The following is a 24,925-nucleotide window of genomic DNA, read 5'->3' as shown; positions in this document are numbered from 1 at the left end:
AACGGCGCCCCCGCAGCCAGTGCACACCGGCTGCGGGGGCGCCGTTTCGTACGGCCGGGCGCCGGCCGGTTCAGCGGACCGCCGCCGTGTGCGACAGGATCGCGTCGGCCAGAGGGCCGTGTACGGCCGGCGGCAGCGCGTGCCCCATGCCCGGGATCTCGGCCACGGATGCGCCGTTGACGCACTGGGCGAGGTGCTGGGGGTGCGGTAGCGGGAAGACCGGTTCGGCGGGTGCGGAGAGCACGAGGACCGGTACGCGGTTGGCGGCGAGTTGTTCCGTGCGGAGCATCCCGGAGTCGTCCGCGCGGGCGTGTGCGGTGCTCACCCGGTGGTGCCCCGTGTGCGCGATGACGCCCTGTTCCAGGGAGCGGAAGAAGTCCGCGTCGAAGGGGAGCCGGTCACCGGCGAGTACCCGCCAGTGTTCGAGCCGGCGCCGCACCTCCGCCTCCGGGCCGTGATCCTCCATCGGGCGGGACCACAACTCCAGGACCTCGGGCGCGATACCAGGGAGTTCGCCGACCGGGACGGTGCTGCCGTCGGGGCGGGTGTAGGAGGTGGTGCTGAGGGCGCAGGTGCCGAAGAGAGTGGCGCTGAGTACTCGGTCGGGGTGGTCGGCGAGCAGCATCTGGGCCAGCATGCCGCCCAATGACATGCCGACGATGTGTGCCCGCTCGATGCCCAGCCCGTCCAGGACCGCGATCGCGTCTTCGGCGAGATCGGCGATCCGGTAGGGCCGCTCCTCGAACGGCCAGGTGGAGCGGCCGGTGTCGCGGTGGTCGTAACGGATGACCCGGTGGTGCGCCGCCAGCGCGTCGACCAGCGGATCCGGCCAGCCGACCCCGGTGGCCTGGGCACCCATGATCAGCAGCAACGGGGGTGCGTCGGCGGCGCCGCGCTGCTCGGTCCACAGCCGGATGCCGGGGGCGGCGTCGATGAACTGCTGCACGGTCTGTCCTCCAAGGCAGGGGTAAGGGCGCACGGCCATCAGGCAGTGCGACGAGACGTATCGTCTCGTTTGGTGGGGATTCCGTCAAGGAGCCAGGGGTGGGAGGCGAAGATCGTAAAATTACTCGTCAGTAACGGGGTGGGATGGAGGGACTTCCAGGGGTGGGAGCTGTGAAGAGCAAGCGGGTGCCACGTGCGATCCGGGAGCAGCAGATGCTCGACGCCGCGGTGCTGACGTTCGCGCGGCGCGGTTACCGGACTGCTTCGATGGACGAGATCGCCGAGATGGCCGGAGTCTCCAAGCCGCTGGTCTATCTCTACCTGAATTCGAAGGAAGAGCTGTTCAGTGCGGTGATCCGGCGGGAGGCCGCGGCGCTGGTGGCGGCCGTGACGGCGGCCGTCGAGCCGGCGGCGACGGCCGACCGCCAGCTGTGGAGCGGCCTGCAGGGCTTCTTCGCGCACACCGCCGAGAACCCGGACGGCTGGGCCGTACTGCACCACCAGGCCCGGACGCACGGTGAGCCGTTCGCCCGCGAAGTGGCCGCGCTGCGGGCGGACATCGTCGCCTTCGTCACGGAGGTCATCGGTATGGCCGCCAAGGAGGCGGGGTGCGCCGGCGAACTGGCCGACCGCGAGGTGGCGGGCCTGGCGCACGCCCTGGTGGGCGCGGCCGAGTCGCTCGCCGAATGGGCCAACGTCCGTACGGACGAGGGGCCTTCGGGGGAGCGGGAGCATCCGACGGCGAGGGACGCCGCGGCCACGATGATGAATTTCGCCTGGGCGGGCCTCGGCAGCCTGATGGGCGGCAAACGCTGGACGCCGGGCGGACTCGCCGGTCGCGAGGGCCACTCGGCGCCCATGGGTGAGGAGGGCACCGCCTAGCGCCGATCGCCCCGCTGGCCGGTGGTGGGCAGTCCGCCGCCACCGGCCAGTGCGGCGGCCCCGCGGGCGGCGGTCGCGCGGGCCCGGGAGCGGTGGGCTTGCGGTGCAGGACGCCCGCCGCCGCCCGCCGCCCGCCGCGCTTCGCCGGGCGCCCGGACCCCTTCTCCTCCGGCTCCTCCTCCACCTCCGGCGGCTTGCGCTCCTCCTCCGGCTGCTTGCCGAGGTAGGAGATCTGAGCCTGCACGCCCGTGGGATGCGAGCCCCCTCCGACGGCGAACGCGCCGACCGGGGCCGCCGCCCCGGCGAGGAGCACCGCGACGACGGTGGCACGCAGCGCGTTGCGGCTGGTCAGTGTCCGCCCCGCCCACCCGGCCGGAAGGGCCAGGTCACGCCCCTTGGGGCCGGGCCTGAAGTCTCGGACTTTGCGTCCGGGGCATTGGCCCGCTCCCGCTCCTCGCGTAAATTTACTGCGAAGTAAGGTTACTGACGCGTCAGGAGTATGGGGGCAACTCCGCGGCGGCGTCAGGCAGTTGGCCCGCATGCGCCGCCTCCCCAGGGCGGCCGGCGCGCGCCCTTCACCGCACTCCGCAGGAACCACATCGCACTCCGCACGAGAACCGAGGAGCCGCTCGTGTCCCACCAGGAAAGTGCATCCGCCGGAACCCCCCGACGCGCCCCCGGAACCACTCCCCGAGAGAACCGGGGAAGGGACCCGGAGAAGAACCCGGGAAAAACCCCCGTCTCCACCCCCGTCCCCGCCCCCGTCGAGCCCCGGATATCCGTCCACAACGGTGCAGTCCGCGAGGTCTACGTCCCCCCGCTCGTCCCGCCCGTGGACCGCGGCTCACTCGGCGATCTCCCCTTCGCCAACGCCGCCGAGGCCCCCACCGAGACCGCCCTCGCCCGCAAGCAGCCCAGCGGCGCCTGGCGCGACATCACCACCGCCGAGTTCGCCGCCGAGGTGCGCGCCGTCGCCAAGGGCCTGATCGCCTACGGCCTGCGCCCCGGCGACCGCCTGGCGATCATGGCCCGCACGACCTACGAGTGGACGATGATCGACTTCGCCGCCTGGGCCGCCGGCCTGGTGACCGTCCCCCTCTACCCGACCTCCTCCGCCCACCAGGCGCAGTGGATCCTGCGCGACTCCGGCGCCCGCGCCTGCGTCGTCGAGAACGTCGAGGAGACCCGGCTGATCAGCGGTATCCGCGCCGAACTCCCCGCCCTCGACCACCTGTGGCAGTTCAACACCGGCGCCGTCTCCCACCTCGTCTCCGCGGGCCGTGACCTCCCGGACGAGGCGGTGGACCAGCGCCGCGCCGCCACCGGCCCGTACGCGCTGGCCACCCTCATCTACACCTCGGGCACCACCGGCCGCCCCAAGGGCTGCGCCCTCACCCACGCCAACTTCTTCGCCGAGGTCGACAACGCCGTCGAACTCCTCCACCCCGTCTTCAAGTCGGTGAGCGCGGAGCCCGCCTCCACCCTTCTCTTCCTGCCGCTCTCCCATGTCTTCGGCCGGATGGTCGCCGTCGGCTGCCTGCGCGCCCGCGTCCGCCTGGGCCACGCCCCCAGCATCCAGACCGACGACCTGCTGGCCGATCTGGCGGCCTTCCGCCCCACGTTCCTGCTCGCCATCCCCTACGTCCTGGAGAAGGTCTACAACACCGGCCGGGCCACCGCCGAGAAGATGGGCCGCGCCTCCTCCTTCGACCGCGCGGCCCGCGTCGCCCGCTCCTACGGCGAGGCCGTCGAGGCCGTCGAACACGGGGCGGGCCCGGGCCCCGGTGTCGCCCTCAAGGCGGCCCGCAAGCTCTACGACCCCCTGGTCTACCGCCGCATCCGCGCCGCCCTGGGCGGCAGGGTCCGCTATGTCATCTGCGGCGGCTCGCCCCTCGGCCACCGCCTGGCGGCCTTCTACGCCGGCGCCGGCATCGAGGTCTTCGAGGGCTACGGCCTGACGGAGACGACGGCCGCCTCGACCGTCACCCCGCCCCAGCGCCCCCGCATCGGCACGGTCGGCTGGCCCCTGCCCGGTACGGCCGTACGCATCGCCGACGACGGCGAGATCCTGCTCCACGGCGGCCACGTCTTCGCCGGCTACTGGGACCCGGCCCTGGGCGCGGCCCGCCCCGCGACCGACCAGCAGGGCTGGCTGCCCACCGGTGACCTCGGGGCCCTGGACGCGGACGGCTATCTGACGATCACCGGCCGCAAGAAGGAGATCATCGTGACGACCGGCGGCAAGAACGTCGCCCCGGCGCCCCTGGAGGACCGCCTCCGCTCCCACCCCCTGATCGGCCAGTGCATGGTCGTCGGCGACAACCGCCCGTACATCACCGCGTTGATCACGCTGGAGCCCGACGGCCTGGCCCACTGGCGCCAGATGCACAAGAAGCGGGATGTGCCGCTGGCGGCGCTGGTCCGCGACGAGCGGCTGCTGGCCGACCTCCAGCGCGCCGTCGACGACGCGAACGAACTGGTCTCCCGCGCCGAGTCCATCCGCCGCTTCGCCGTCCTCCCCGCGGACTTCACCCCGGAATCGGGGCATCTGACCCCTTCGCTCAAGCTCCGGCGTACCGCGGTGACCCGTGACTTCGCCAAAGACATAGCGGCGCTTTACGAAACGAGGTGACAACGGAAGCACATCTGCTCTGGAGCGAAAGCCCTCGGCGCGTCAAACTGGAACCCCGTGTCACCTCTGTGGGGGAGGTGGCACGGGGCCTCTTTGCCTGCCCTTTTCCGGTTTCCCGGCCTCTTCACCCCGCGGCTGCTTTGCGGAGCGCTTCGGTGAGCTTGCGCGCCGTGGCCGTATTGCAGTTACCGAGCGCGACCAGCGCCGGCAGGTAGGTACCGGCGAGCGACGGCAGCTCCACACCGAGCGACGGCAGTGTGATCCCGTTGTCCTTGAGTGCGGCCCGCAGCCGCTCGGTGCAGCTGTGCACGTCGAGTCCCTGCGGCTGGTCGTCGTGGAGGTGGCTGGGCATGTGCGTACGCCTTCCTGTGCGCTTGGTGACGAACTGCTCACAGCTTGACGTGGCCGGGCGTAGCGTGGAAGGCGATCGGGTTGCGCAGCGCAACTTGCGGACAGCGGCGGTGAGTTATGCCTCCTCGTAAAGACCCCGACGGCTCGGCCAGCGTTCCGGCCTTCTACGGCGCGGAGTTGCGCTACAAGCGCGAGGAGGCGGGCCTGACGCTCGAACAGCTCGCGGAGGGCAGCTTCCGCGGCGTCTCCTTCCTCAGCCAGATCGAACGCGGCGAGCGCCGCATGCCGGAGGACCTGGCCCGCCACGTCGACGAGAAGCTGAAGACGGACGGGTTTTTCGCGCGGCGGTGTGAAGATGCGCGCAGGGCGCGCAGCGTTGGGCATCCGCAGTACTTCGCGGATATCCCGGACATGGAGAAGAGCGCGACGACCATCGAGGACTGGGTGCCGGCTGTCATCCCCGGCCTGCTGCAGACCGCGCCGTACGTCCGCAAGCTCTGCCAGACGGCGAAGCCGTGGGATGAGCCCGAGGAGATCGAGAAAAGGGTCCGGGCGCGGGGCAAGCGTGCCGACATCTGGAAGAAGGAGGAACGGCCTTCGTACTGGGCGATCCTGCGCGAGGAACTGATCCGTAGGCCGCTGATTCCCGCGCAGCAGATGGCCGAGCAGTTGCAGCACATCGTCGACGTGATCACGTCCACCCGCAGCGTTCTTCAAGTCATCCCGGAAACGACCGTCGCTCACCCGCTCATGATGGGCATGGCCAAGATCATGACCTTCCCAGATGCCCCGCCGCTGGTCTGGACGGAAGCTGAGTTCAACGGTGAAGCCATCGACTATCCGCCGCGCGTGACGGAGTTTCGGAAGTCGTACGATCTGCTGAGGGCCATGGCGCTGCCGCCCGAGGCGTCCCTGGCCATCATCGAAGACGCGGCAAGGGGTTACAGAGATGAAGCGCAGCAGCAGGATTGATCTCAGCGCTGCCCACTGGCGCAAGAGTAGCTACAGCAACGGCGATGGTGCCGACTGTGTCGAGGTCGCAGACGGCATCCCCGGCCTCGTCCCCGTACGTGACTCAAAGAACCCCGAGGGCGGGGCCCTCATCCTCCCCGCCGTCGCCTGGCGCCACTTCATCACCGCCGTGAAGGCCGACTCGCTCCGCTAGCGCGTCACACCGGCAGGAGCCGCCTTCCGTGCGGTGGGGTGGGGACCCGTCGCGTCAGCTGTGGAACGTCCTCCAGGGCCTGGCGGAACGGCCGGTGGTCCTCGACCTCCCGTTCCAGCCAGTCGTCGAGGGTCTGCCAGGCCGCCGCGTACCCCGTGGACAGCAGGCGGACCGTCCGCGCGTTCAACCGGGCGACGCCGTCCGCGGCGGCCTCCCGCAGCACCCTCTGGCCCTCGTCGCTGAGCGAGTGGGCGTCCTCCGCGTCCACGTCCTGTTTCAGGTCCGAGAGGGTCTGATGAATCTTCTCCGCATCCGGGAGGCCGTTCGGCGACATGGTCTCAACCGGCGCCAGCGGGGGCGGGAAGCCCGGTGAAGAGGCGGAGGCCGACGGGCAGTTGGTCTGGAGGTAGCGGATGAGGCTCACCCGGTCCTGCCACTTGCGAATGTTCGCGTCGTCGGAGATCTGCCGTATGGACTTCCAGATCTTCCGCTCGATACGAAGCCATTCCGTCGCACACTGAATGTCGATCCCGTGTGTTTCGCTCCGCCGGGTCCAGACCTCCTGCATCACCTTGGCGATCTCCTCAAGCAGCCGGTAGTCGTACTCCCTGAGCTGTTCGTCGGACCGCATGCTGGGAGAGATCCGCTGGAGGGTCTCCGCGCTCGGGTATGCGGTCCGCACGAAATTCTTGAAGAGGTCCTCCTCGCGGAGCAGGGCCAGATCGGGGTCCTCCTCGACCATCCATGACCGCTCCACCACCGCGAAGCTCCCCCGCGTGGACAGCACCGCGCACTCCAGCTGCTCCACGGCGAGCCGGGCGAGGTCTTGCTGGTAGGCGTGGTTGCGGCGGTTGGCATGCATGGCGACGGCGTAGACGCATGCCGCGTTGTAGCGGGTGAGCCAGTCACGACGCGACCGCCTTCCCGGCACACGGACAAGGAAGTTGCGCAGGGCTTCGGGCTCCAGATCCGTCCAGCTCATTTCTTTGCGGGGGCGTCGCCGGGCGTAGGGCTCTCGCCATTTCTGGGGTGCCGCGATTTTCCCGTACTGCCAGCTCGCCCAGGCCAGGCGCAGCGGTGCCCATACCTCCCGATTGACCCGGAAGGCGCCACGGGTGACGGGTTGCTGCGGGCCACGCACGCTCTGGTAATAGGCGGCAGGCCAGATACGTCGGACGAAGCTCCACAGCGAAGCCGGCCAGTAGAGCCAGACCCGGGCCCAGGCGTCATCCGCGGCGAGGCGATACGTCTCCTGCAGCGCGGCTCTCTGGAACACCAGACGGACCTCTTTTTCGTCCGCGCTCTTCCGCAGCGTGCGCCTCAGTGATTGCCGGCCCAATTCCTCCCGCTCTTTCGGGCCCTGGGGGGCGTGGGGGGCGTCCAGGGCGACGGCGGTCGGCCAGTAGCGATCCACGAGGAGGGGAATCAGCTGCTCGTGTGTGGATGCGCCGGTGGTTCCCTTTCGCCGGCACCACTGCCGGGCCGTCGCCTCGGACGTGCCGAGGATGATGGAGTTGCGATAGCGCAGGCCGAGGAGGTCGCGGTAGAGGCGTGGGTGCCGGAAGTAGCGGAATCGGCGACAGTGCGGATTCCAGCGACTTTGCCACAGCCGCTTTCGGTACGCGCGGGCATCCTGCCCGTCGAGAGTGAGTGACCGCTGGCAGGTGTCCAGCGCATCGATGTGCAGTCCCATCTTCTCCTGGGTCTCGGCCAGCTCGGCCCGCAGATAGGAGTTCGTGGGGTCGAGTCGTATCGCGGTGAAGTACTGCTCCAGGGCCTCGTGGTGGCGTCCCGCGCGGCTCAGCTCGTTCGCCTCCTGGTACGCCTCGTAGAGCTCGGGTTTGATCTCCCGGCCCCACCATTGGCGCCAGGGCGGCAGCCTTCCGGCGCGGGTCACCGGCAACAGCGTGCTGACGATCCAGTTGCCCGCTTGGCGAATGACGTCGTCCCAGTCGCTGCCCCATACGGTGGCCGCGCGTGAGCCGCCGAAGAGGAACGCGGTGACGGTGACCGTCATGCCGTACTGGTCCGGGCCGGTGTCGCGGAACTGGAGGAGTCCGCCGACCCGGTAGGCCAGCTTCGGGCGCAGCCGGCCGAGCAGTTTCGGCAGCGCGGTCCCCAGCTTGTCGGGGTCGATCTCGATGTCGCCGAGCAGTTCCAGGAAGGACTCGGCGGGGGCTTGGGCGGGGAGCGTGGCCGGCGGGTACATGCTGCTGTCGGACAGGCGCCGGCGCAGCTTGGCGGTGAGGTCGGCGTCGGACGGTTTGGGGGTGCCCTCCGGGGTGGCGTCCTCCAGTTGCTGCACGTCCACCGCTCCGGGCTTGTACGCCAGCCAGGCGCGGGTCGCCCTCCACAGCACGTACAGGAGCAGCAGCACACCCAGGAGGAACGCCAGTCGTGCGCCGATCGAGGCGCCCTTGCCGGCGCCCGGCTGGAAGACCGCGCCCAGTCCGCCGAAGACCTGCCCGAGGAACCCGAGGGGCCCGTCCCAGGCCCTGCGGCCGGATCCCGCCGACGCCAGTGCGGCGATCAGAACGGCGAAGCCCCCCGCGCTCCACACCCACCACGCGAGGAAGCGCGGAGCGGGCAGTGGCGCCGTCAGACTGCGTTCGTTCTCGGCTCGGCCGTTGAACATGGCGGACTTCGGATCGTGCGGCGGTGCGGCACTGAAGCGCACCGGAGCCGTGCGGGCGAGGTGCGTCCCGCACCATCTACGTTACTCAGGAAGGCTGTTGTAGACACGGCAACTGTAGAGAGGGCAACCAAACCGCCCGTTGAGAGGGCAACCAACCGCCCGGCCCGCATCGCGGAGATCGTGGAGGCGTCCGCTAGCGCGGCGGCAGGGCCACCGCGGTCTGCATCTCGCAGGTGTTGCACCAGAACGCCCAGCCGTTGGCGTCGACGGAGCGCGAGCCGCACGCCAGGCACGGGTCGCCGACGAAGCTCGCGGCGACCCAGGCGCCGGCCGTCGCCGCCCGGCGTCCGGCGGCCGCGCATTCGTCGGCGTAGCAGGGGATGCAGACGCCGCCCTGGCGGCCGGGCAGCTTCATGGACCGTATGCCGCAGGTGGAACAGGGGAGTTTGCCGACGTACTGCGCGTCCAGGCCGACCGGCTTGCCGTTTCTGCTGAAGGCTGCCACGTCGCCTCCGCCTCCTCTTACGCCAGGACGGTTCCGGTGCCACCGCATCCGGAGCACTGCGTGATGACCTCGTCGCCGGTCGGCGTCTCCCAGACCACGGTGCCTCTGCCGCTGCAATCGGGGCAGGGCTTCTGCGGGGGCAAGTGCTCGCTCATTCTGCCCACGGTAGGCCGCCCCATGTCCCGATGTGACCACTTTCCGTGATCGGTTCGATACGCGGACGGAGTGAGGGGAAGGGCAGGGCGAGTGGCCGGTCGCGGGCGCCTGGAGATGCGGGCGGCGGCGGGGTCGGGGCGGGCGCGCCACCGGAGTGCCGGACGGAGGGGGTGCCGGTGGTGCGAGTGCCGGGCGGTCGGAGTGCCGGAGGGGCGGATCCCGATGGGTCGGCGGAATTGTGGTGCGTTCCGTGCGTTCCGGCCGTTTGGCGTTTTGTGTTTCCCGGTGCGCAATAGGGCGGGCGGGAAAATGTCATGTAGCTGCCATTTTTGCGCCGCGGCGCGTTCCCGTTCACCGCGGTCTTTGCCACCCGGCGGACAAAAGGCAGGAGCCCCGCTCGCCACCGGAGTGGCGGAGCGGGGCTCCTTAGGTACTACATTGGAGCGACCTGGAAGAATTCCGGGCCGGGCAACTTAGCTCGCGGTCACGTTCTCCGCCTGCGGACCCTTCGGGCCCTGCGTGACGTCGAAGGTCACCTGCTGGTTCTCCTCAAGGGAGCGGAAGCCAGAGGCGTTGATCGCGGAGTAGTGGACGAAGACATCCGGGCCGCCGCCGTCCTGGGCGATGAAGCCGAAGCCCTTTTCAGCGTTGAACCACTTGACGGTTCCGGTAGCCATAAGCCCTCCTTGGGCCAAAGGGTTGCCCTGCTCCAGAACCTGCAAACAAGTCTGAAAACTACAAAAGCCTGCGGGTCACATGCTCCGCAGGCTCTGTACTGCAAGGGAAACCAAACTGCAACTTGCGCTGAGCGTAGCATGGGGCCCTCGTGAGGCGGAAGAGCCAAAGATCACGTTTAACACTCAGCACTCATGTCCGTACGCGGCCCCGCCTCGTCGGCCCTTGAGCGGCGGGTCTAGCCTCCGCATGTGGACAATTCAACCTTCGGAGACACGCCCGCAGGAGTCGATGGCGACCACCGTCGCAGCCGACCGCGGGTGGGCCACATCCAGTTCCTGAACTGCCTGCCCCTTTACTGGGGCCTCGCCCGTACGGGCACCCTGCTCGATCTGGACCTGAGCAAGGACACGCCGGAGAAGCTCAGCGAGCAGCTGATCCGCGGGGAGCTGGACATCGCGCCGGTCACGCTCGTGGAATTCCTGCGGGCCGCCGACGATCTCGTCGCCTTCCCGGACCTCGCGGTCGGCTGCGACGGCCCGGTGATGTCCTGCGTGATCGTTTCGCAGAAGCCCCTGGACCAGCTGGACGGCGCCCGGGTCGCCCTCGGCTCGACCTCGCGGACCTCCGTACGGCTGGCGCAGCTGCTGCTGGCCGAGAAGGTCGGCGTGCGGCCCGACTACTACACCTGCCCGCCCGACCTCGGCCTGATGATGCAGGAGGCGGACGCCGCGGTGCTGATCGGGGACGCGGCGCTGCGGGCCAATCTGCACGACGGGCCGCGGCTCGGCCTTGAGGTGCACGACCTCGGGCAGATGTGGAAGGACTGGACGGGCCTGCCGTTCGTCTTCGCCGTATGGGCGGCCCGGCGCGACTACCTGGAGCGCGAGCCGGCCGTGGTGCAGAAGGTGCACGAGGCGTTCCTCGCCTCCCGCGACCTGTCGCTGGAGGAGGTCGCCAAGGTCGCCGAGCAGGCGGCCCGGTGGGAGACCTTCGACGAGCCGGTGCTGGAGCGCTACTTCACCACGCTGGACTTCCGCTTCGGGGCCGATCAGCTGCGCGGCGTGGCGGAGTTCGCCCGGCGGGTCGGGCCGACGATCGGGTTCCCGGCGGATGTGCGGGTGGAGCTGCTGGGAGGCGCTCGGTAGGCCCGAGGTCAGTTCGTCGGTGTCGGGCCGCGCAGGAGCTTGCTGACGGCCTCCAGGCTCCCGTCCCGCATGCCCCGGATGTAGCCCTTGGCGTTGTGGCCGCCGTCCTGGATGACGTGCAGGTCGGCCGTGATCGGGCCCTTGGCGTAACGGCGGATGAAGCGCTCCAGGTTGGCCCGGCCGCCTTCCTTGGTTCCTATCTGGAACTGGAGGTGGACGGGCGGGGCGTCGGGGCGGCGGGCGAGGCGGGCGGCGAGGCGCTCGGGGTCGTTCGCCTGCTTCTCCTTCTCGTGGCCGCGCCACAGGGGGGAGTCCGGGCGGGTGTCCGGACCGCTGGCGATCACCGCCCGGAAGCGGTCCGGGTGCTGCAGTACCTGCTTGAGGCCGGCGAAACCGCCGGACGAGGAGCCCATGAACGCCCAGCCGTCGCGGCTGGGGAAGGTCCGGAATGTGGCCCTGACCAGGTCGGGGACGTCGTCGGAGAGCCAGCTGCCCATCTTCGGCTGCCCCGGTATGTCGCTGCCGTCGTAGTAGTGGCGCCGGTCGGGGTTGAGGACCGGCATGACGACGATGAAGGGCTTGGTGCGGCCCAGCGCGGTCAGGTCGGTGAGGGTGCCGGGCAACTTGAGGTCGGCGCGCATCCAGTAGTTCGTCGGGTAGCCGCGGCCGCCGGGCAGCGCGATCAGGACCGGGAACGCGCTGTGGCGGTAGCGCTCCTCGTAGTACTCCTTGGGCGCCCAGGCCCACACCTTTCCGGTGAAGCCGGACTTCTTCCCGTGCAGTGTCGTCACGCCGATCCTGGTGCCGTCGGCGAGGGTGTCGGCCGTACGGAACGGCGGCTGCGGGGCGGTGAGCGGACGGCCGAAGGACATCGGCTCGCCGGTGTCGGGGAAGACGTTCCCGTATTTGACGACGGGGAAGGCGCCGAGCCCCAGGGCCGTGAGGATCGCGCCGATGAGGAGCGCCCGTCTCCTGGTCTTGCGGATGTGCACGGGTTCGTTCTCTCCGGACGGTCACGCTGCCGCTGGAGGCAGGAAGGGCGAGTTGCGCCCTGTTTGACGGGGAAAGCGGGGGAGCGGGTTCACGGGGCCGGGCATGACATGGGTCATAAGCTGGGTGCGCCGTATCGAGGGGGAGGCGCTATGGAGCCGCTGGCGGGGAACGACCCACGGGTCCTGGGCGGATACCGGCTGCTGGGCCGGCTCGGCGCGGGCGGGATGGGCCGGGTCTACCTCGGGCGCAGCGCGGGCGGGCGCACGGTCGCCGTCAAGGTCGTCCATGCGCACTTCGCCGTCGACGACGAGTTCCGGGCCCGCTTCCGGCGGGAGATCGAGTCGGCGCGGCGGGTGGGCGGCGCCTGGACCGCGCCGGTGCTGGACGCCGACCCGGACGCCGAGATCCCCTGGATCGCCACCGGCTATGTCGCCGGCCCCTCGCTCGCGCAGGCCGTCGGCGATGTCGGGCCGCTGGCCGAGCACTCCGTACGGGTCCTGGGCGCCGGGCTGGCCGAGGCGCTGGCCGCGGTGCATGCGCTCGGGCTGGTGCACCGGGACGTCAAGCCGTCCAACGTGCTGCTGACACTGGACGGGCCGCTGCTGATCGACTTCGGTATCGCGCGGGCCATGGAGGGCACGGCCTCGCTCACCTCGACGGGGGTGTCGGTGGGGTCGCCCGGCTACATGGCGCCCGAGCAGATCCTCGGCAAGGGGGCTTCGGGCGCCGCCGACGTCTTCTCGCTCGGCGCGGTGCTGGCCTTCGCGGCGACCGGTACCAGCCCGTTCCCGGGGGACTCCTCCGCCGCACTGCTCTACAAGGTCGTCCACGAGGAGCCGGAGCTGGGCCCGGGGCTCACCGGTGAGCTGCGGGAGCTAGTGGCGTCCTGCCTCGCGAAGAACCCCGCGGACCGGCCCGCGCCCGAGGCGCTGGCGGCCCGTCTCGCGGGGGAGGGCAGCGGTGGCGCGGCGGGGCTGGTGCGGGCCGGCTGGCTGCCGGGACCGCTGGTGGAGCGGGTCAGCCGGCAGGCGGTGGAGCTGCTCAACCTCGACGCGGGGGAGGGGGCGGGCGCGGACCCGGGGACGGCGGCCGGGGTGCCCGGCGGGGTGTTCGGGCCGCCGGATCCTTCGTACGGTGCGGCCGGCGGGGTCGTCTCCGGTGGCGTCGCGTCCGGCGGGTCCGGTGGGGCGGCGTCGGGGCTGGTGCCCTTCGACGCGCAGGCCCAGGTCGAGGGTGCCTCGGGGGTCTCCGCCCAGGCGCCCGCCCAGGCGCCCGCCCAGCCGCCCGGCCCTCCGCCGCGGCCCGCTTCCTGGCCTGCCGCCGGCGGCCGGGCGGCGCCGCCCGGGCCCGCCCATCCCCCGACCGCCCCCGGTATCGCCGACCTGCCGACCGGGGCTCCGGGGTCCGCCGCGCCCAAGGAGCGGCGGATCGCGCTGACCGGTGCGGTGGCGGGGCGGGACCGGCCGCGGCGAGTGAGCTGCACGCTGGTGCTGTCGGTGGCCGGTGCGCTGGCCGCCGCGACGACCGCGGCGTTCGTCTTCCGCCTGCTGCCGGGGACGGGCGCGGACGCCGACGCCGGACCGCAGACCGGCGCCAGGCCGCCGGCCGGCGGCACGCCCACGGCCGGTCCGACCCGCCCCGGGGCCGAACCCTCCGTCGCCAAGCCGTTCCTCGGCACCTGGACCGGCAGCATCACCACCTCGCACGGGATCCCCAACGGCACGATGACCAGCACCATCGAGGCCGGCGGCAAGGGCGACTACGTCATCCACACGGTGTACGACGCGGTGCTGGTGCGCTGCGAGGCCAAGGCGAAGCTGGAGTCGGCCACGGCCGGCCGGCTGGTGCTCGTCGAGCGCCCGGACGGCAAGCAGGGGCCGGGCTGCACGGGCAACAAGTCCCGGGTGACGTACACCCTCGGCAAGGGCGGCGCCACGATCGCGTTCACCTCGGACGACGACGCGGGCGGTACGCCGAAGGCGACGCTGACCAAGCGATGGCCGAGGGCTGGCCGAGGGCTGGCCGAGGGGCAGGACGGGCGCCCGGACGAGGGCCGGGCGCGGGCGGACCGGCCGCCAACGAGGTTGTCGGACCCCTGACGTACGCTGGTTCCGTCGTGATGCCCGCCTGCGAAAGGGACGCCCCGGTGACCGAGAACGCCGACCTCCAGTCCGTACTCGACCGCGCCGCCCAGGGCGGCCGCATCACGCCGGAGGAAGCGCTCGACCTCTACCGCTCCGCGCCGCTGCACGCGCTGGGCCGGGCCGCCGACGCGATTCGCCGCCGCCGTTACGCCGGCACCGAGCACATCGCGACGTACATCATCGAACGCAACATCAACTACACCAACGTGTGCGTGACGGCCTGCAAGTTCTGCGCCTTCTACGCCCCGCCCAAGGACACCGCCAAGGGCTGGACCCGCGACCTCGACGACATCCTGCGCCGCTGCGCGGAGACCGTCGAACTGGGCGGCACCCAGATCATGTTCCAGGGCGGCCACCACCCGGACTACGGCGTCGAGTACTACGAGAAGCACTTCTCCGCCATCAAGTCGGCCTTCCCGCAGCTGGTCATCCACTCCCTCGGCGCGTCCGAGGTCGAGCACATGGCCCGGATCTCCGAGGTGTCGGTCGAGGAGGCCATCGAGCGCATCCACGCCGCGGGGCTGGACTCCTTCGCGGGCGCCGGCGCCGAACTCCTCCCGGCCCGCCCCCGCAAGGCCATCGCGCCGCTGAAGGAGTCCGGCGAGCGCTGGCTGGAGATCATGGAGGCGGCCCACAAGCTGGGTGTGGAGTCGACGTCCACGATGCTGATGGGCACCGGCGAGACCAACGCCGAGCGGATCGAGCACCTGCGGATGATCCGCGACGTCCAGGACCGTACGGGCGGCTTCCGCGCCTTCATCCCGTACACCTACCAGCCGGAGAACAACCACCTCAAGGGCCGGACGCAGGCGACCCTCTTCGAGTACCTGCGCATGATCGCCATCGCCCGGATCTTCTTCGACAACATCGCGCACATCCAGGGCTCGTGGCTGACCACCGGCAAGGAGATCGGCCAGCTGTCGCTGCACTACGGCGCGGACGACCTCGGCTCGATCATGCTGGAGGAGAACGTGGTCTCCTCGGCCGGCGCCAAGCACCGCTCCAACCGCATGGAGATCATCGACCTGATCCGCAAGGCCGGCCGGGTCCCGGCGCAGCGCGCCACGACGTACGAGCACCTGCTCGTGCACGACGACCCGGCCAACGACCCCGTCGACGACAAGGTCGTCTCCCATCTGTCCTCGACGGCCATCGAGGGCGGCACGGCCCACCCCGAGCTGAAGTTCGTCGAGGCGAACTGAGCCCGCGGTGCTGACACTTCACCGTGTGCGGGGTGTCCGGCTCGTGCACGACGGTGAGTTGGCCGAAGGGCATGCGGTCGTCGTGGACGGCGCCCGCCTCGCCGCCATCGGCCCGTACGAGGAGCTGCTGGCGGCCTACGCGCCCGCTGCGCGGGCCGGGGGCGGGGCGCGCATCCGCGAGTGGGACGGCGTGCTGACCCCCGGGCGCTACGAACCGGACGGTGCCGCGCTGCTGGAGGCCGCCTACCACCCCGATCCGCGCGAGGCCGACGAGCTGGGCGGCGAGCCGATCACGGGCGAGGCGCTCGCGGCCCTCGACATGACCGACGCCCGCTGGGGCGCCAGCGCCCGCCGCGGGCTGCAGCGCCTGCTGGCCGCCGGGACGACGGCGCTGACCGGTCCGTTCGCCCGGCCCGCGGTCCGCACCGCCGTGCAGCGGTCCGGGCTCGCGGAGCTGCCGGGCCCCGGGCCCCGCGCACTGACCGTCGGCGGCCCGGCCGACTTCGCCGTCTTCGCGGCGGACGGCAGCGCGCTGGCCACCGTCCTCGCCGGCCGCCTGGTCCACCGCCGCCGCTGAGCGCGGCCGTGCGGCCCCGCCGCTCGGCCGGTGCTGTCAAGGCCCCGTCAATGCGCCCCCGCCGCACGTCAGGGCGGCGTCAAGGCAAGCGGAACGAGGGATTCGGCGCGGCAGGATCGTTGCCGCGGGGACGGCCGGCGCCGGCCGCTCACGTTGCACTGCGCACCGCTCGACCGCCCGGATGTTCTGAGGGGGGCAGCCGGCCGTCCCCGACCAGACACCCCTCTAGGGCCGTGCCCGGTGCGGGGCGCCGCCGTCGCACGGTGGACAATAACCGAGTGACCCGAGCATCCCTGGACAAGCAGCCGCACGAAGTCGCCGCGATGTTCGACGACGTGGCGGCACGGTACGACCTCACCAACGACGTGCTCTCCCTGGGGCAGGCGCGGCTGTGGCGGAAGGAAGTGGATCGCGCGGTGGCCGCCCGGCCCGCCGAGCGGGTGCTCGACCTCGCGGCCGGCACCGGCACCTCCTCGCTGCCGTTCGCCCGGACCGGTGCGTACGTGGTGCCGTGCGACTTCTCCGTCGGCATGCTGAGCGAGGGCAAGAAGCGGCATCCGTGGCTGCCGTTCACCGCCGGCGACGGGACCCGGCTGCCGTTCGCGGACGATGTGTTCGACGCCGTGACCATCTCCTTCGGGCTGCGCAACATCCAGGACACCGATGCCGCGCTGGCGGAGCTGTACCGCGTCACCAAGCCCGGCGGCCGGGTCGTGATCTGCGAGTTCAGCGAGCCGACCTGGGCGCCGTTCCGGACGGTCTACACCGAGTACCTGATGCGTGCGCTGCCGCCGGTCGCCCGCGCGGTCAGCAGCAACCCGGACGCCTACGTCTACCTCGCCGAGTCCATCCGCACCTGGCCCAACCAGCCCGATCTCGCCGCCCGGCTGCAGGGCGCGGGCTGGACCAAGGTCGCCTGGCGCAATCTGACCGGCGGGATCGTGGCGCTGCACCGGGGGACGAAGCCGGCGAACTGAGGCGGGTCCGGCGGACCGCGGCGCCCGGGCCCGGCGGCGGGTGCACAGCCGCTCGGACTCGCTCGGGTGACTCCGCATCACCCAGAGCGCACCGACGGGAACCATGCGTGGGGCGGTGATGTCCCTACGTTCGCCCGCGGCAGCTGATCGCGCTGCCCGTTGACCTTCCCGGAGCCCGTTGTGTCGTCGTTCTGCCCGGACTGTGGTTCCGCCTCGCCACCCGAGGCACGCTTTTGCATGGGCTGCGGCCGGGAGCGGCAGGCCGTCGCGCCAACCGCCCCCGACGGGCCGCCGCCCCCGCCGCGGCCACCGGTCCCGGGGCAGCCGCCGGCCCCCGCCGCACCGCCCGGCCCTCCCGGGTACCCGGCGCCCGCCCAGCCCTCGGCCGTGGGCGCCCTGCTCGCCCGCACGGTGCGGGGCGACTGGATATCGGCGGCCAAGATCGCCGCCGGGCCGACGCTGCTGCTGCTGGTACTGGCCTCGGTGCTGGCGATGTTCTTCTCCGACGACGCGCACTCGGGCGGGCTCGGCTGGGGCGTGCGGATGCGGATCGCGCTGGCGCTGCTGCTGCAGAGCGTCGGCGGCCGGGTCACCCTCGCCGGAGACGCCGGGGCGTCCCTGGGGCCGTTCGGCGAAGGGCTCTCGGGCGAGGCGACGCTGTCGCTGGTGCCGCTCGTGGTCACGATGGCGTGGGCGGGCCTGCTGGCGGCGGGCGCCCGCCGGTTCGCCGCCGTCCGCCCGGCCGGCGCTCCCGGGGCACCGCTGACGGGGCCGGCGCCCGGCGCCCGGACCGCCGTCCTGGAGACCGTGCTGCGGGTGGCCGCGCTCTGCGGCGCCGGCACCTTCGCCCTGGGCCTGCTGGCCCAGCCCTCCTACAGCGGCGTCGAGTTGTCCTCCGCGCCGTTCCTCGCGCTGCTGTGGTCCTTCCTGCTGGCGGCCGCGGTGTGCGGCGCCACGGTGGGGCGCGGTGGGGCGGGGGCCTGGCTCGCCGCCCGGCCCGGGTGGCGGATCGCCCTCGGGGCGCTGCGCACCGCGCTGCTCGCGCTGCCGGCCGTCGTCCTCCTGGCAGGCGTCGTGGCCGTCGTGGTGCTGCTCACCAACGCCGAGGACCTCGACGGCGGCAAGGTGGTCGCGGCGCTGGTGCTGCTGCCCAACATCGGCGCGCTGGCGCTCGCGATGGCCTGGGGCGCGCCGGTGCACGCCGAGTGGAACCTCCCCGCCCTCCCGTTCCTGGACTCCGGCCGGGAGTCGCTCGGCTACGGCGAGCTGAGCCGTCTGGGCGGCGGCTGGGTGCTGTTCGGCGTGCTGGCCGGCGCTGTGGTCGGTGCGCTGCTGGTCGGCTTCCTGGTCGTACGGCGCAGCGCCGACCGCCGCGAACAGCTGCTGTCCGCGGGCTTCTTCGTCGTCTCGCTGGTGCTGCTGGTGCCGGTCGCGGGCGCGAGCGTGAGCGCGACGTTCCGTGCCGGGAGCGGCGGCGGCTACGGCTACGGGGACGGCTACGGCAGTGGCTACGGCGGCGGTTACGGGAGCGGGTACGGCGGCCGCCTCGCCGGCGCGCACGGTGAACTCGCCGCGGGCGGCGCCGAGACGCTGCTGTTCGCGCTGCTGTGGACGTTCGGCGCGGTGCTGGTCGTGCCGTATCTGCTGCGGATGGTCGGGCGCGGCGGCGGGCCGGCCGCACCGGCGCCCGGCCCGTACGGCGCCGCCCCGGCCGCGCCGTACCACGCCCCGGGTGCCGCTCCGGGCGCGCCGCTGGCGGCCGCACCCCAGGAGCCCACTCCCCCTCCCGCTCCGCCGACTCCGCCGACCCCCACCGCGCCCGATCTGCCGCTCGTGCGGTCCGGGCAGGAACCGGCGCCGGAGCCGACCGGGCCCCGCCGCCGGGTGCTGAAGTGGCTGGCGCTGGCGCTGGCGGCGTTCCTGGTCGGCGGCGCGGCGACCGCCGGTGCGCTGTACTTCAGCCACCATCGCGGCGGCGACAACCGGAGCGTCGACCACGCCGACGACAAGAAGGCCGACAAGCCGGCCCCCGCCAAGAGCGCACCGCCCACAGCGGGCCCGTCCGCGACCCCGGCCCCGGCCCCCGGAGCCACCGCGAGCGGAGAGCCGACCGGCACCCCCACGGACGGGCCCACCGCCGGCCTGCCCGACGGCTTCGTCCAGAAGTACGACCCCAACGGCTTCTCGGTCGCCGTACGGGACGACTGGAAGCGGGAGCCCAAGGGCACCCAGACCGACTACAAGGCTCCGGTCGGCAAGCAGTACCTGCGCATCGGCGTGATCGCCAACGCCCCGCAGTCCTCCTACGACAACTTCCTGACCATGGAGAAGGGCGCCGAGAAGCGGACGAACTACCAGCGCACGGAGCTGAAGCGGAACACCTTCCGGGACCGTCCGGGCGCCCGCTGGGAGTTCACCTACGTCAACGACACGGGGAACACCGTCCACGCCGTCGACCAGGCGTATCTCGCCGCCGACGGCACCGAGTACAGCATCTACTACGAGTGCCTGGAGGCGCTGTACGACCCGGAGGCCGACAAGGTCTTCAGCACGGCGCTCGCCACCTGGTCCGTCGGCGACACGGACATCGACTAGGGCCTGTCCGATGGGTCCTGGCCGGGCCCGCGACGCCTGGCACGGCACCTCGCGGCGTTGCCGAATCATCCCGATAGCTCCGCTATCGAGACGCTCCGGCGCCTTGCGATGCACCGCACCAGACGCCGCGGCCTTTCCGACCCCGACCCATCGGACAGGCCCTAGGCGTGGCGGCGCGGATCGGGCGCGGGGCGGGCGTCGGGCCGGGACTCACACCTCCAGCCGGTGGCAGTAGACCGTCCGCTGCCCGTCGGGCGTGACCACCGTCTCCGCCCGCCGCATCCCCAGCCGCCGGGTCACCGCGAGGGACCGCTCGTTGCGGGCGTCGACCACCGCCACCACCTGGCGCACACCGGCCTTCCGTACGCGTTCCAGGGCGAGTTGCGCGGCGGCCGTGGCGTACCCCTTGCCCCAGTACGCCCGGCCCAGCCGCCAGCCGATCTCGATCTCGCCCTTGGGGCCCCACTCGCGCGGCCAGGGCTGGGCGCCGGTGAAGCCGATGACCGCGCCGTCCGCGGGGTCGAGCATGGTGTAGAGGCAGAAGCCCCGTTCCGCGTCGTGGAGCCGCTGGCGGGCGGTCAGCTCCTCGTACACGGACAGCTCGGCCGATGCTCCGCCGAGGAACTCCATCACGTCGGGCTCGTCGAAGGCGCGGTGCCAGTTCAGCGCGTCCTCGTCGGTGGGGACGCGCAACTCGACGGCCGGGAGGGACTGCGGAGGTCTGTTCATGGACCAACCCTTCAGGTTCTGATCACATACGCCCCCATAGACTGCACGTGCCCAGTGCCGGTCGGCACCCAGATATCGACTTCCGGGAGACCTCGCCGTGACGGAGTCCGTGACCGCGTCAAAGACCACGCCCCGCTCCGAGCACAGCGCGGACGTGATCGTCGTCGGCGCCGGGCCCGCCGGCTCGACGACCGCCTACCACCTCGCCAAGTCCGGACTGGACGTCCTCCTCCTGGAGAAGACCGCCTTCCCGCGCGAGAAGGTGTGCGGCGACGGCCTCACCCCGCGTGCCACCAAGCAGCTGGTCGCCATGGGCATCGACATCTCCGAGGAAGCGGGCTGGCTGCGCAACAAGGGCCTGCGGATCATCGGCGGCGGCTCCCGGCTCCAGCTCGACTGGCCGGACCTCGCCTCGTTCCCGGACTACGGACTCGTCCGCAAGCGCGACGACTTCGACGAGCAGCTGGCGCGGCAGGCGCAGAAGGCCGGCGCGCGGCTCTACGAGCGCTGCAACGTGGGCGCCCCCATCATCAACGAGCTGACCGGGCACATCACCGGCGTGCACGCCAAGCTCGGTGAGGACAAGACCCCGGTCACCTTCCACGCCCCGCTCGTCGTCGCCGCGGACGGCAACTCCACCCGGCTGTCGCTGGCCATGGGCCTGCACCGCCGCGAGGACCGCCCCATGGGCGTCGCCGTCCGCACGTACTTCACCTCGCCCCGCCACGACGACGACTACCTGGAGTCCTGGCTGGAGCTGTGGGACCGGCGCGGCGCGCAGGACCGGCTGCTCCCCGGCTACGGCTGGATCTTCGGCATGGGCGACGGTACGAGCAACGTCGGTCTCGGCGTGCTGAACACCTCCGCCTCCTTCAAGGAGCTGGACTGGCGCGAGATCCTCAAGGCGTGGTGCGCCTCGATGCCCGCCGACTGGGGCTACACGCCGGAGAACATGACCGGCCCGATCCGCGGCGCGGCCCTTCCGATGGCCTTCAACCGCCAGCCGCACTACACCAAGGGCCTGCTGCTGGTCGGTGACGCGGGCGGCCTGGTCAACCCGTTCAACGGCGAGGGCATCGCCTACGCCATGGAGTCCGGCAGCATCGCCGCCGAGGTCGTCGTCCAGGCCCAGGCGCGCGCCACGTACGCCCAGCGCGAGCTGGCCCTGCAGCGCTACCCCAAGATCCTCAAGGACACCTACGGCGGCTACTACTCGCTCGGCCGCGCCTTCGTGAAGCTGATCGGCAACCCCAAGGTCATGAAGATCGCCACGCAGCGCGGGCTGACCCACCCGCTGCTGATGCGCTTCACCCTCAAGATGCTCGCCAACCTCACCGACCCCACGGGCGGAGACGCGATGGACCGCATCATCAACGGCCTGTCGAAGGTCGCGCCGCGTTCATGATGATTCAAGCGCGAGCGTCCGCAGTGCGTTGACCTGCCGCAACCATGCCGTACGGCGGCAGGGCGGGTCTGTTGATCCGGCCATCTGGTCAGCGGGCCACCCAGTCCGGTGCCCACACGTCGTGCGGGCTGGGCGGACCTGCGGTGCGCAGATGGTCGCGTAGCGCGGTGAGCACGGGGTGCTGGTCTCCGCTGCGGAACAGCAGCACATGCGGGTAGACCGGGGTCGGGTCGTGCAACGGGATGCGCCGCAGGTCGTGGGTCTGGGGCCATAGATACCGGTCCCCGCTGCCGACGAGGGTGGCCAGCGAGGCCGAGTCGGCCAGCGTGTCCATCAGGGCCTCGTCGCCGAAGTCGGGGCCGAGCGCGTCGATGCTCAGACCGAAGGCCCCGGACAGCGCCTGGTAGAACGCCGCCCACTCCGTGCTCGGCCTGATCCCGGGGATCCAGATGCGGTGACCGCCCAGGTCCGCAGGACTGACCCAGGAGACGTCGGCCAGCGGGTGGCCGGGTCCGACCAGGAGCTCCAGGGGTGTGTCCAGGAGTCGTTCGGCGCTGATCCCGGCCGGGACCTGGTCTGCCGGCAGGGCACGAAAGGACGCGTCGACGGTCCCTTCGAGCACCGCCTGGGCAGCCTGGGCGGCGTTCTCCTGGCTCAGCGTGACCGCGTCCAGCTCCGTCCCGGGGTGGGAGCGGTAGAACCGGTAGACGACCTGGGCCGGGGAGATGCGCCGGTTGAGGACATCGACCCGCAAGGGACGGCTTCCGGGGCGCACGGCCTGCTCGGCCTGCTCGACGGCCACCAGGACCTTCTTGGCGTGCGGCAAGAAGACCTGCCCGTCCAGGCTCAGCCGGGAGCCTCGGGAGGTCCGCACCAGGAGCGTGACCTCGATGTGCCTCTCCAGGGCCGCGATCCGCTTGGAGACCGCCTGCTGGCTGATCCCCAGCTCGTCGGCCGCAGCCTGGAACTGGCCGGTCTCGGCGACGGCCACGAACGTCCGCAGCGCTGCAACATCCACGCCTCTACCCTAATTCCACAACCCTTGGTTGTGTCTGGTGTGGTGTGGGGTTGTTTGATCAAGTGTTCTGCGCGGTGCTGGGATCAGCGCATGTCTACCCGCACAGAGCAGGTCATGTACGTCCAGACGCCCGAGTTCGCGCGTCATGCGGACCGCATCATGGAGGTGACCGACGCGACGTCTCGACTGAACGTGCTTCCGTTCAGCGACAGCAAAGGCCGCGCGGAACTACTTTCTGTTGTTTTCGGTGGCCCGCTGCCGGAGTCGGTGGTGATCTACCCGCCGTTCTTCACCGAGCACGGGCTCAACACGACGTTCGGGGAGAACGTCTTCGTCAACCAGGGATGCACCTTCATGGACAAGGGAGGCATCCGTATCGGGAACGGCGTCATGATCGCCCCGAAGGTCAGCCTCATCACCGGAGGCCATCCACTGCCCCCGGCCGAGCGCCGCGAGTACCTCTCCTTCGCCCCGATCGTCATCGAGGACGACGTCTGGATCGGGACGGCTGCCGTGATCACGCAGGGGGTGACCATCGGCGCCGGTGCGGTGGTCGCTGCCGGTGCGGTGGTCACTCGTGATGTTCCTGCCGGCACCGTGGTCGCGGGAGTGCCCGCCCAGGTGATCAAGACGATTGACTGATCCCGGCCGGGCCGCCGGCCCGGGTGCGCAGCACCTCTGCGGTCTAGTCCTGATGCCTCGTTACGCCCGGCTGACCGACCGGCAGTGGGACCGCATCCGACCTCTGCCGCCCTCCGGTACCGGTCGTCGCGGCAGGCCGTGGGCCGCACACCGCTGCGTTGTGGAGGCGATCGTGCTCGGCGTCCTGCTCGCCCGCGCGGACGACGACGGGCTGCTGTCATCGTGACGCCCGGGTAGGCGCACGACGGCGGCGTGATCAGCAGGATCACCGTCGCCGTCGCGGTTCAGCAGGCGGGCGTCCGTCGAAGTCTGGGCTCGCATTTAACGGACCCGCCTTAGTCGGACACGATGCCACGCGCTGCCACAGCGGGCGCCCCTTCCGTCCTACGTCCGAGTCACCGCGAGAACGCAGAAATACGCCCCCTGTACGGCCCACGTGCGGGCCGTACAGGGGGCGTTGTGCTGTTCCGTAACGGCACCGTCTCAGATACTGGCGCGGGTGGTGGGCTGGGGGCGATTGCCTGATTGGTCTGCACAGTGATGTGCGGTAGGCGACTGTGCCGGACCCGTCGTTGCCTACCGCAATCAGCGGACCCGGTGGCAAAGGGGGCCACCAAGAGGTCCTACCCCCGCTCGGTCGTTCAGTTCTGTGCGTCTGCGGTCACGCTCTTGTACTTGGGGCCGTCTGCGTTCACGGCTAGGGCGATGAAGCTGATGTGCCGGCCCTCCTTCATCTCGCTGGGGAAGTCGCAAACCGTCCAGCCTGCGCTTGTGCTGAGGGAATCCCTGCACTCGAAGATGGTTTGCGGGTTGCCGCTGTACAGGGCGCGCATGTAGACGCTCATTCCGTCGGCCCTGGTGTCCCTGACCCAGAACCTGTCGCCGTACGGCTCGAAACACACATCACCGTGCTTCGTCGCGCCCCCGCCCGACCTGACCGAAACGCAGACAATCCCGTTGTGGCCCGGACGCGGCGAACCGGTGTCGGAGGCGTCCCACGCGTTTTTGATGTGCCAGCCCGCGGAGCCGGCAGCGGTGGACGCGGAGGTGGCGGGCGCCGCGAATGCCGGTGCGGCCATCAGACCGAGGGTGAGGCCGCCGGCGGCGACGAGGGCTCCGGCTGATGTGAGAGTGCGCATTGATTCCCCCTATGGATGTTGCGATCACTACATGGTTGGTCGTTTCAGGGCGGCGCCATCACGAAAGGCCCCAGCCCATGAACAGAAAATGATCGAACCAACGCCCTCCACGATGCCGGTGTGCGGCTGGTGAGTCCTTAGCGCTGCGTGCACGACTATGTTGGCAATCAGTTCACTCGTGGCCTCAGCGGAAGAGTTGCCATGCCGATAGGGCGCAGCCGGCACCGCCAACGGCGAGGCTCAGCAGGGACCAGCGTGCGCGCTCAAGGGCGGTGAGGCGCTGCGTGTGGTCGCCAAGGGTTTTGTCGGTCTGGTCGTCCTTCTGTGTGAGGAGGTCGAGGCGGCCGTCGAGGCGGGCGAACCCTGCCTCGACGCTGCCGCGAGCCTCTCCAGTTCGAGGGCGACGTCGT

Annotated in this window: 23 protein-coding genes; 13 read left to right on the top strand and 10 right to left on the bottom strand. The window is 71.2% G+C overall.

Going from position 1 to position 24,925, the window contains the following annotated elements:
• Nucleotides 1–70 precede the first annotated feature (70 nt).
• The gene (locus tag ACZ4NB_RS26655) at nucleotides 71–946 is read right to left on the bottom strand and encodes an alpha/beta fold hydrolase (protein ID WP_467665411.1); all 876 of its coding nucleotides are present in this window, start codon (nucleotides 944–946) and stop codon (nucleotides 71–73) included.
• A 143-nt stretch (nucleotides 947–1,089) separates the two neighbouring features.
• Between ACZ4NB_RS26655 and ACZ4NB_RS26650 the strand changes: the two genes are divergently transcribed.
• A complete protein-coding gene (locus tag ACZ4NB_RS26650; protein ID WP_467665409.1) occupies nucleotides 1,090–1,827 on the top strand; it encodes a TetR/AcrR family transcriptional regulator in 738 nt (245 codons plus the stop codon).
• 775 nt (nucleotides 1,828–2,602) lie between these two features.
• Entirely contained in the window at nucleotides 2,603–4,459 is a 1,857-nt protein-coding gene (locus tag ACZ4NB_RS26645; RefSeq protein WP_467665431.1) for an AMP-dependent synthetase/ligase, read from the top strand.
• Nucleotides 4,460–4,583: 124 nt separating this feature from the next.
• Here ACZ4NB_RS26645 and ACZ4NB_RS26640 read toward each other — a convergent pair whose 3' ends face one another.
• On the bottom strand, nucleotides 4,584–4,811 hold the full coding sequence (locus ACZ4NB_RS26640; RefSeq protein ID WP_467665407.1) for a hypothetical protein: 228 nt from the start codon (nucleotides 4,809–4,811) through the stop codon (nucleotides 4,584–4,586).
• Between the two features lie 116 nt (nucleotides 4,812–4,927).
• Here ACZ4NB_RS26640 and ACZ4NB_RS26635 point away from each other — a divergent pair, with 116 nt between their 5' ends.
• Both ACZ4NB_RS26635 and ACZ4NB_RS26630 read left to right on the top strand, forming a co-directional pair.
• The gene (locus tag ACZ4NB_RS26635) at nucleotides 4,928–5,782 is read left to right on the top strand and encodes a helix-turn-helix domain-containing protein (protein WP_467665405.1); all 855 of its coding nucleotides are present in this window, start codon (nucleotides 4,928–4,930) and stop codon (nucleotides 5,780–5,782) included.
• On the top strand, nucleotides 5,760–5,975 hold the full coding sequence (locus tag ACZ4NB_RS26630) for a DUF397 domain-containing protein (protein ID WP_467665403.1): 216 nt from the start codon (nucleotides 5,760–5,762) through the stop codon (nucleotides 5,973–5,975). Before ACZ4NB_RS26635 ends, ACZ4NB_RS26630 begins: the two co-directional genes overlap by 23 nt.
• 4 nt (nucleotides 5,976–5,979) lie before the next feature.
• Here ACZ4NB_RS26630 and ACZ4NB_RS26625 read toward each other — a convergent pair whose 3' ends face one another.
• The 4 genes from ACZ4NB_RS26625 to ACZ4NB_RS26610 all read right to left on the bottom strand — a co-directional run bounded on the left by ACZ4NB_RS26625 (nucleotide 5,980) and on the right by ACZ4NB_RS26610 (nucleotide 9,948).
• Nucleotides 5,980–8,610 (bottom strand): hypothetical protein, encoded by a 2,631-nt coding sequence (locus ACZ4NB_RS26625; protein ID WP_467665401.1) that lies wholly within the window; start codon nucleotides 8,608–8,610, stop codon nucleotides 5,980–5,982.
• Between the two features lie 193 nt (nucleotides 8,611–8,803).
• A complete protein-coding gene (locus tag ACZ4NB_RS26620; protein ID WP_407286974.1) occupies nucleotides 8,804–9,115 on the bottom strand; it encodes a hypothetical protein in 312 nt (103 codons plus the stop codon).
• A 17-nt stretch (nucleotides 9,116–9,132) separates the two neighbouring features.
• Entirely contained in the window at nucleotides 9,133–9,270 is a 138-nt protein-coding gene (locus tag ACZ4NB_RS26615) for a hypothetical protein (RefSeq protein ID WP_467665399.1), read from the bottom strand.
• A 474-nt stretch (nucleotides 9,271–9,744) separates the two neighbouring features.
• The gene (locus ACZ4NB_RS26610; RefSeq protein WP_360956489.1) at nucleotides 9,745–9,948 is read right to left on the bottom strand and encodes a cold-shock protein; all 204 of its coding nucleotides are present in this window, start codon (nucleotides 9,946–9,948) and stop codon (nucleotides 9,745–9,747) included.
• Nucleotides 9,949–10,197: 249 nt separating this feature from the next.
• On the opposite strand from ACZ4NB_RS26610, the gene ACZ4NB_RS26605 reads away from it, so the two are divergent.
• Nucleotides 10,198–11,094 (top strand): menaquinone biosynthetic enzyme MqnA/MqnD family protein, encoded by an 897-nt coding sequence (locus ACZ4NB_RS26605; protein ID WP_467665397.1) that lies wholly within the window; start codon nucleotides 10,198–10,200, stop codon nucleotides 11,092–11,094.
• An 8-nt stretch (nucleotides 11,095–11,102) separates the two neighbouring features.
• Here ACZ4NB_RS26605 and ACZ4NB_RS26600 read toward each other — a convergent pair whose 3' ends face one another.
• Nucleotides 11,103–12,086 carry an alpha/beta hydrolase gene (locus ACZ4NB_RS26600; protein ID WP_467665395.1) on the bottom strand — a complete coding sequence of 328 codons (984 nt, stop codon included), beginning with the start codon at nucleotides 12,084–12,086 and terminating at the stop codon, nucleotides 11,103–11,105.
• A 150-nt stretch (nucleotides 12,087–12,236) separates the two neighbouring features.
• Here ACZ4NB_RS26600 and ACZ4NB_RS26595 point away from each other — a divergent pair, with 150 nt between their 5' ends.
• From ACZ4NB_RS26595 to ACZ4NB_RS26575, 5 genes are all read left to right on the top strand, one after another.
• A complete protein-coding gene (locus tag ACZ4NB_RS26595; protein WP_467665393.1) occupies nucleotides 12,237–14,186 on the top strand; it encodes a serine/threonine-protein kinase in 1,950 nt (649 codons plus the stop codon).
• 47 nt (nucleotides 14,187–14,233) lie between these two features.
• A complete protein-coding gene (gene mqnC / locus ACZ4NB_RS26590) occupies nucleotides 14,234–15,433 on the top strand; it encodes a cyclic dehypoxanthinyl futalosine synthase (RefSeq protein ID WP_467665391.1) in 1,200 nt (399 codons plus the stop codon).
• A gap of 7 nt (nucleotides 15,434–15,440) precedes the next feature.
• Nucleotides 15,441–16,010 carry a hypothetical protein gene (locus ACZ4NB_RS26585; RefSeq protein WP_467665389.1) on the top strand — a complete coding sequence of 190 codons (570 nt, stop codon included), beginning with the start codon at nucleotides 15,441–15,443 and terminating at the stop codon, nucleotides 16,008–16,010.
• A 278-nt stretch (nucleotides 16,011–16,288) separates the two neighbouring features.
• Nucleotides 16,289–16,987 (top strand): demethylmenaquinone methyltransferase, encoded by a 699-nt coding sequence (locus ACZ4NB_RS26580; protein ID WP_467665387.1) that lies wholly within the window; start codon nucleotides 16,289–16,291, stop codon nucleotides 16,985–16,987.
• Nucleotides 16,988–17,374: 387 nt separating this feature from the next.
• Nucleotides 17,375–19,582, top strand: a complete 2,208-nt coding sequence (locus ACZ4NB_RS26575; protein ID WP_467665385.1) for a PT domain-containing protein — start codon at nucleotides 17,375–17,377, stop codon at nucleotides 19,580–19,582.
• Between the two features lie 210 nt (nucleotides 19,583–19,792).
• On the opposite strand, the gene ACZ4NB_RS26570 is transcribed toward ACZ4NB_RS26575, so the two are convergent.
• Entirely contained in the window at nucleotides 19,793–20,311 is a 519-nt protein-coding gene (locus ACZ4NB_RS26570; RefSeq protein ID WP_467665383.1) for a GNAT family N-acetyltransferase, read from the bottom strand.
• Between the two features lie 97 nt (nucleotides 20,312–20,408).
• On the opposite strand from ACZ4NB_RS26570, the gene ACZ4NB_RS26565 reads away from it, so the two are divergent.
• A complete protein-coding gene (locus ACZ4NB_RS26565) occupies nucleotides 20,409–21,716 on the top strand; it encodes a geranylgeranyl reductase family protein (RefSeq protein WP_467665381.1) in 1,308 nt (435 codons plus the stop codon).
• 88 nt (nucleotides 21,717–21,804) lie between these two features.
• On the opposite strand, the gene ACZ4NB_RS26560 is transcribed toward ACZ4NB_RS26565, so the two are convergent.
• The gene (locus ACZ4NB_RS26560) at nucleotides 21,805–22,734 is read right to left on the bottom strand and encodes a LysR family transcriptional regulator (protein WP_467665379.1); all 930 of its coding nucleotides are present in this window, start codon (nucleotides 22,732–22,734) and stop codon (nucleotides 21,805–21,807) included.
• A 114-nt stretch (nucleotides 22,735–22,848) separates the two neighbouring features.
• Between ACZ4NB_RS26560 and ACZ4NB_RS26555 the strand changes: the two genes are divergently transcribed.
• Together ACZ4NB_RS26555 and ACZ4NB_RS26550 are read left to right on the top strand one after the other, a co-directional pair.
• Nucleotides 22,849–23,376 carry a sugar O-acetyltransferase gene (locus tag ACZ4NB_RS26555; RefSeq protein WP_467665377.1) on the top strand — a complete coding sequence of 176 codons (528 nt, stop codon included), beginning with the start codon at nucleotides 22,849–22,851 and terminating at the stop codon, nucleotides 23,374–23,376.
• Between the two features lie 52 nt (nucleotides 23,377–23,428).
• Complete coding sequence (locus ACZ4NB_RS26550) at nucleotides 23,429–23,602, top strand: hypothetical protein (RefSeq protein ID WP_467665375.1); 174 nt, start codon at nucleotides 23,429–23,431, stop codon at nucleotides 23,600–23,602.
• 415 nt (nucleotides 23,603–24,017) lie between these two features.
• Here ACZ4NB_RS26550 and ACZ4NB_RS26545 read toward each other — a convergent pair whose 3' ends face one another.
• Entirely contained in the window at nucleotides 24,018–24,515 is a 498-nt protein-coding gene (locus ACZ4NB_RS26545) for a hypothetical protein (protein WP_467665373.1), read from the bottom strand.
• Nucleotides 24,516–24,925 lie beyond the last annotated feature (410 nt).

This window comes from Streptomyces sp. NPDC026575, from assembly GCF_055567415.1.
The sequence above is the reverse complement of the archived record's forward strand: the minus strand, read 5'-3'. Positions and strand labels throughout refer to the sequence as shown.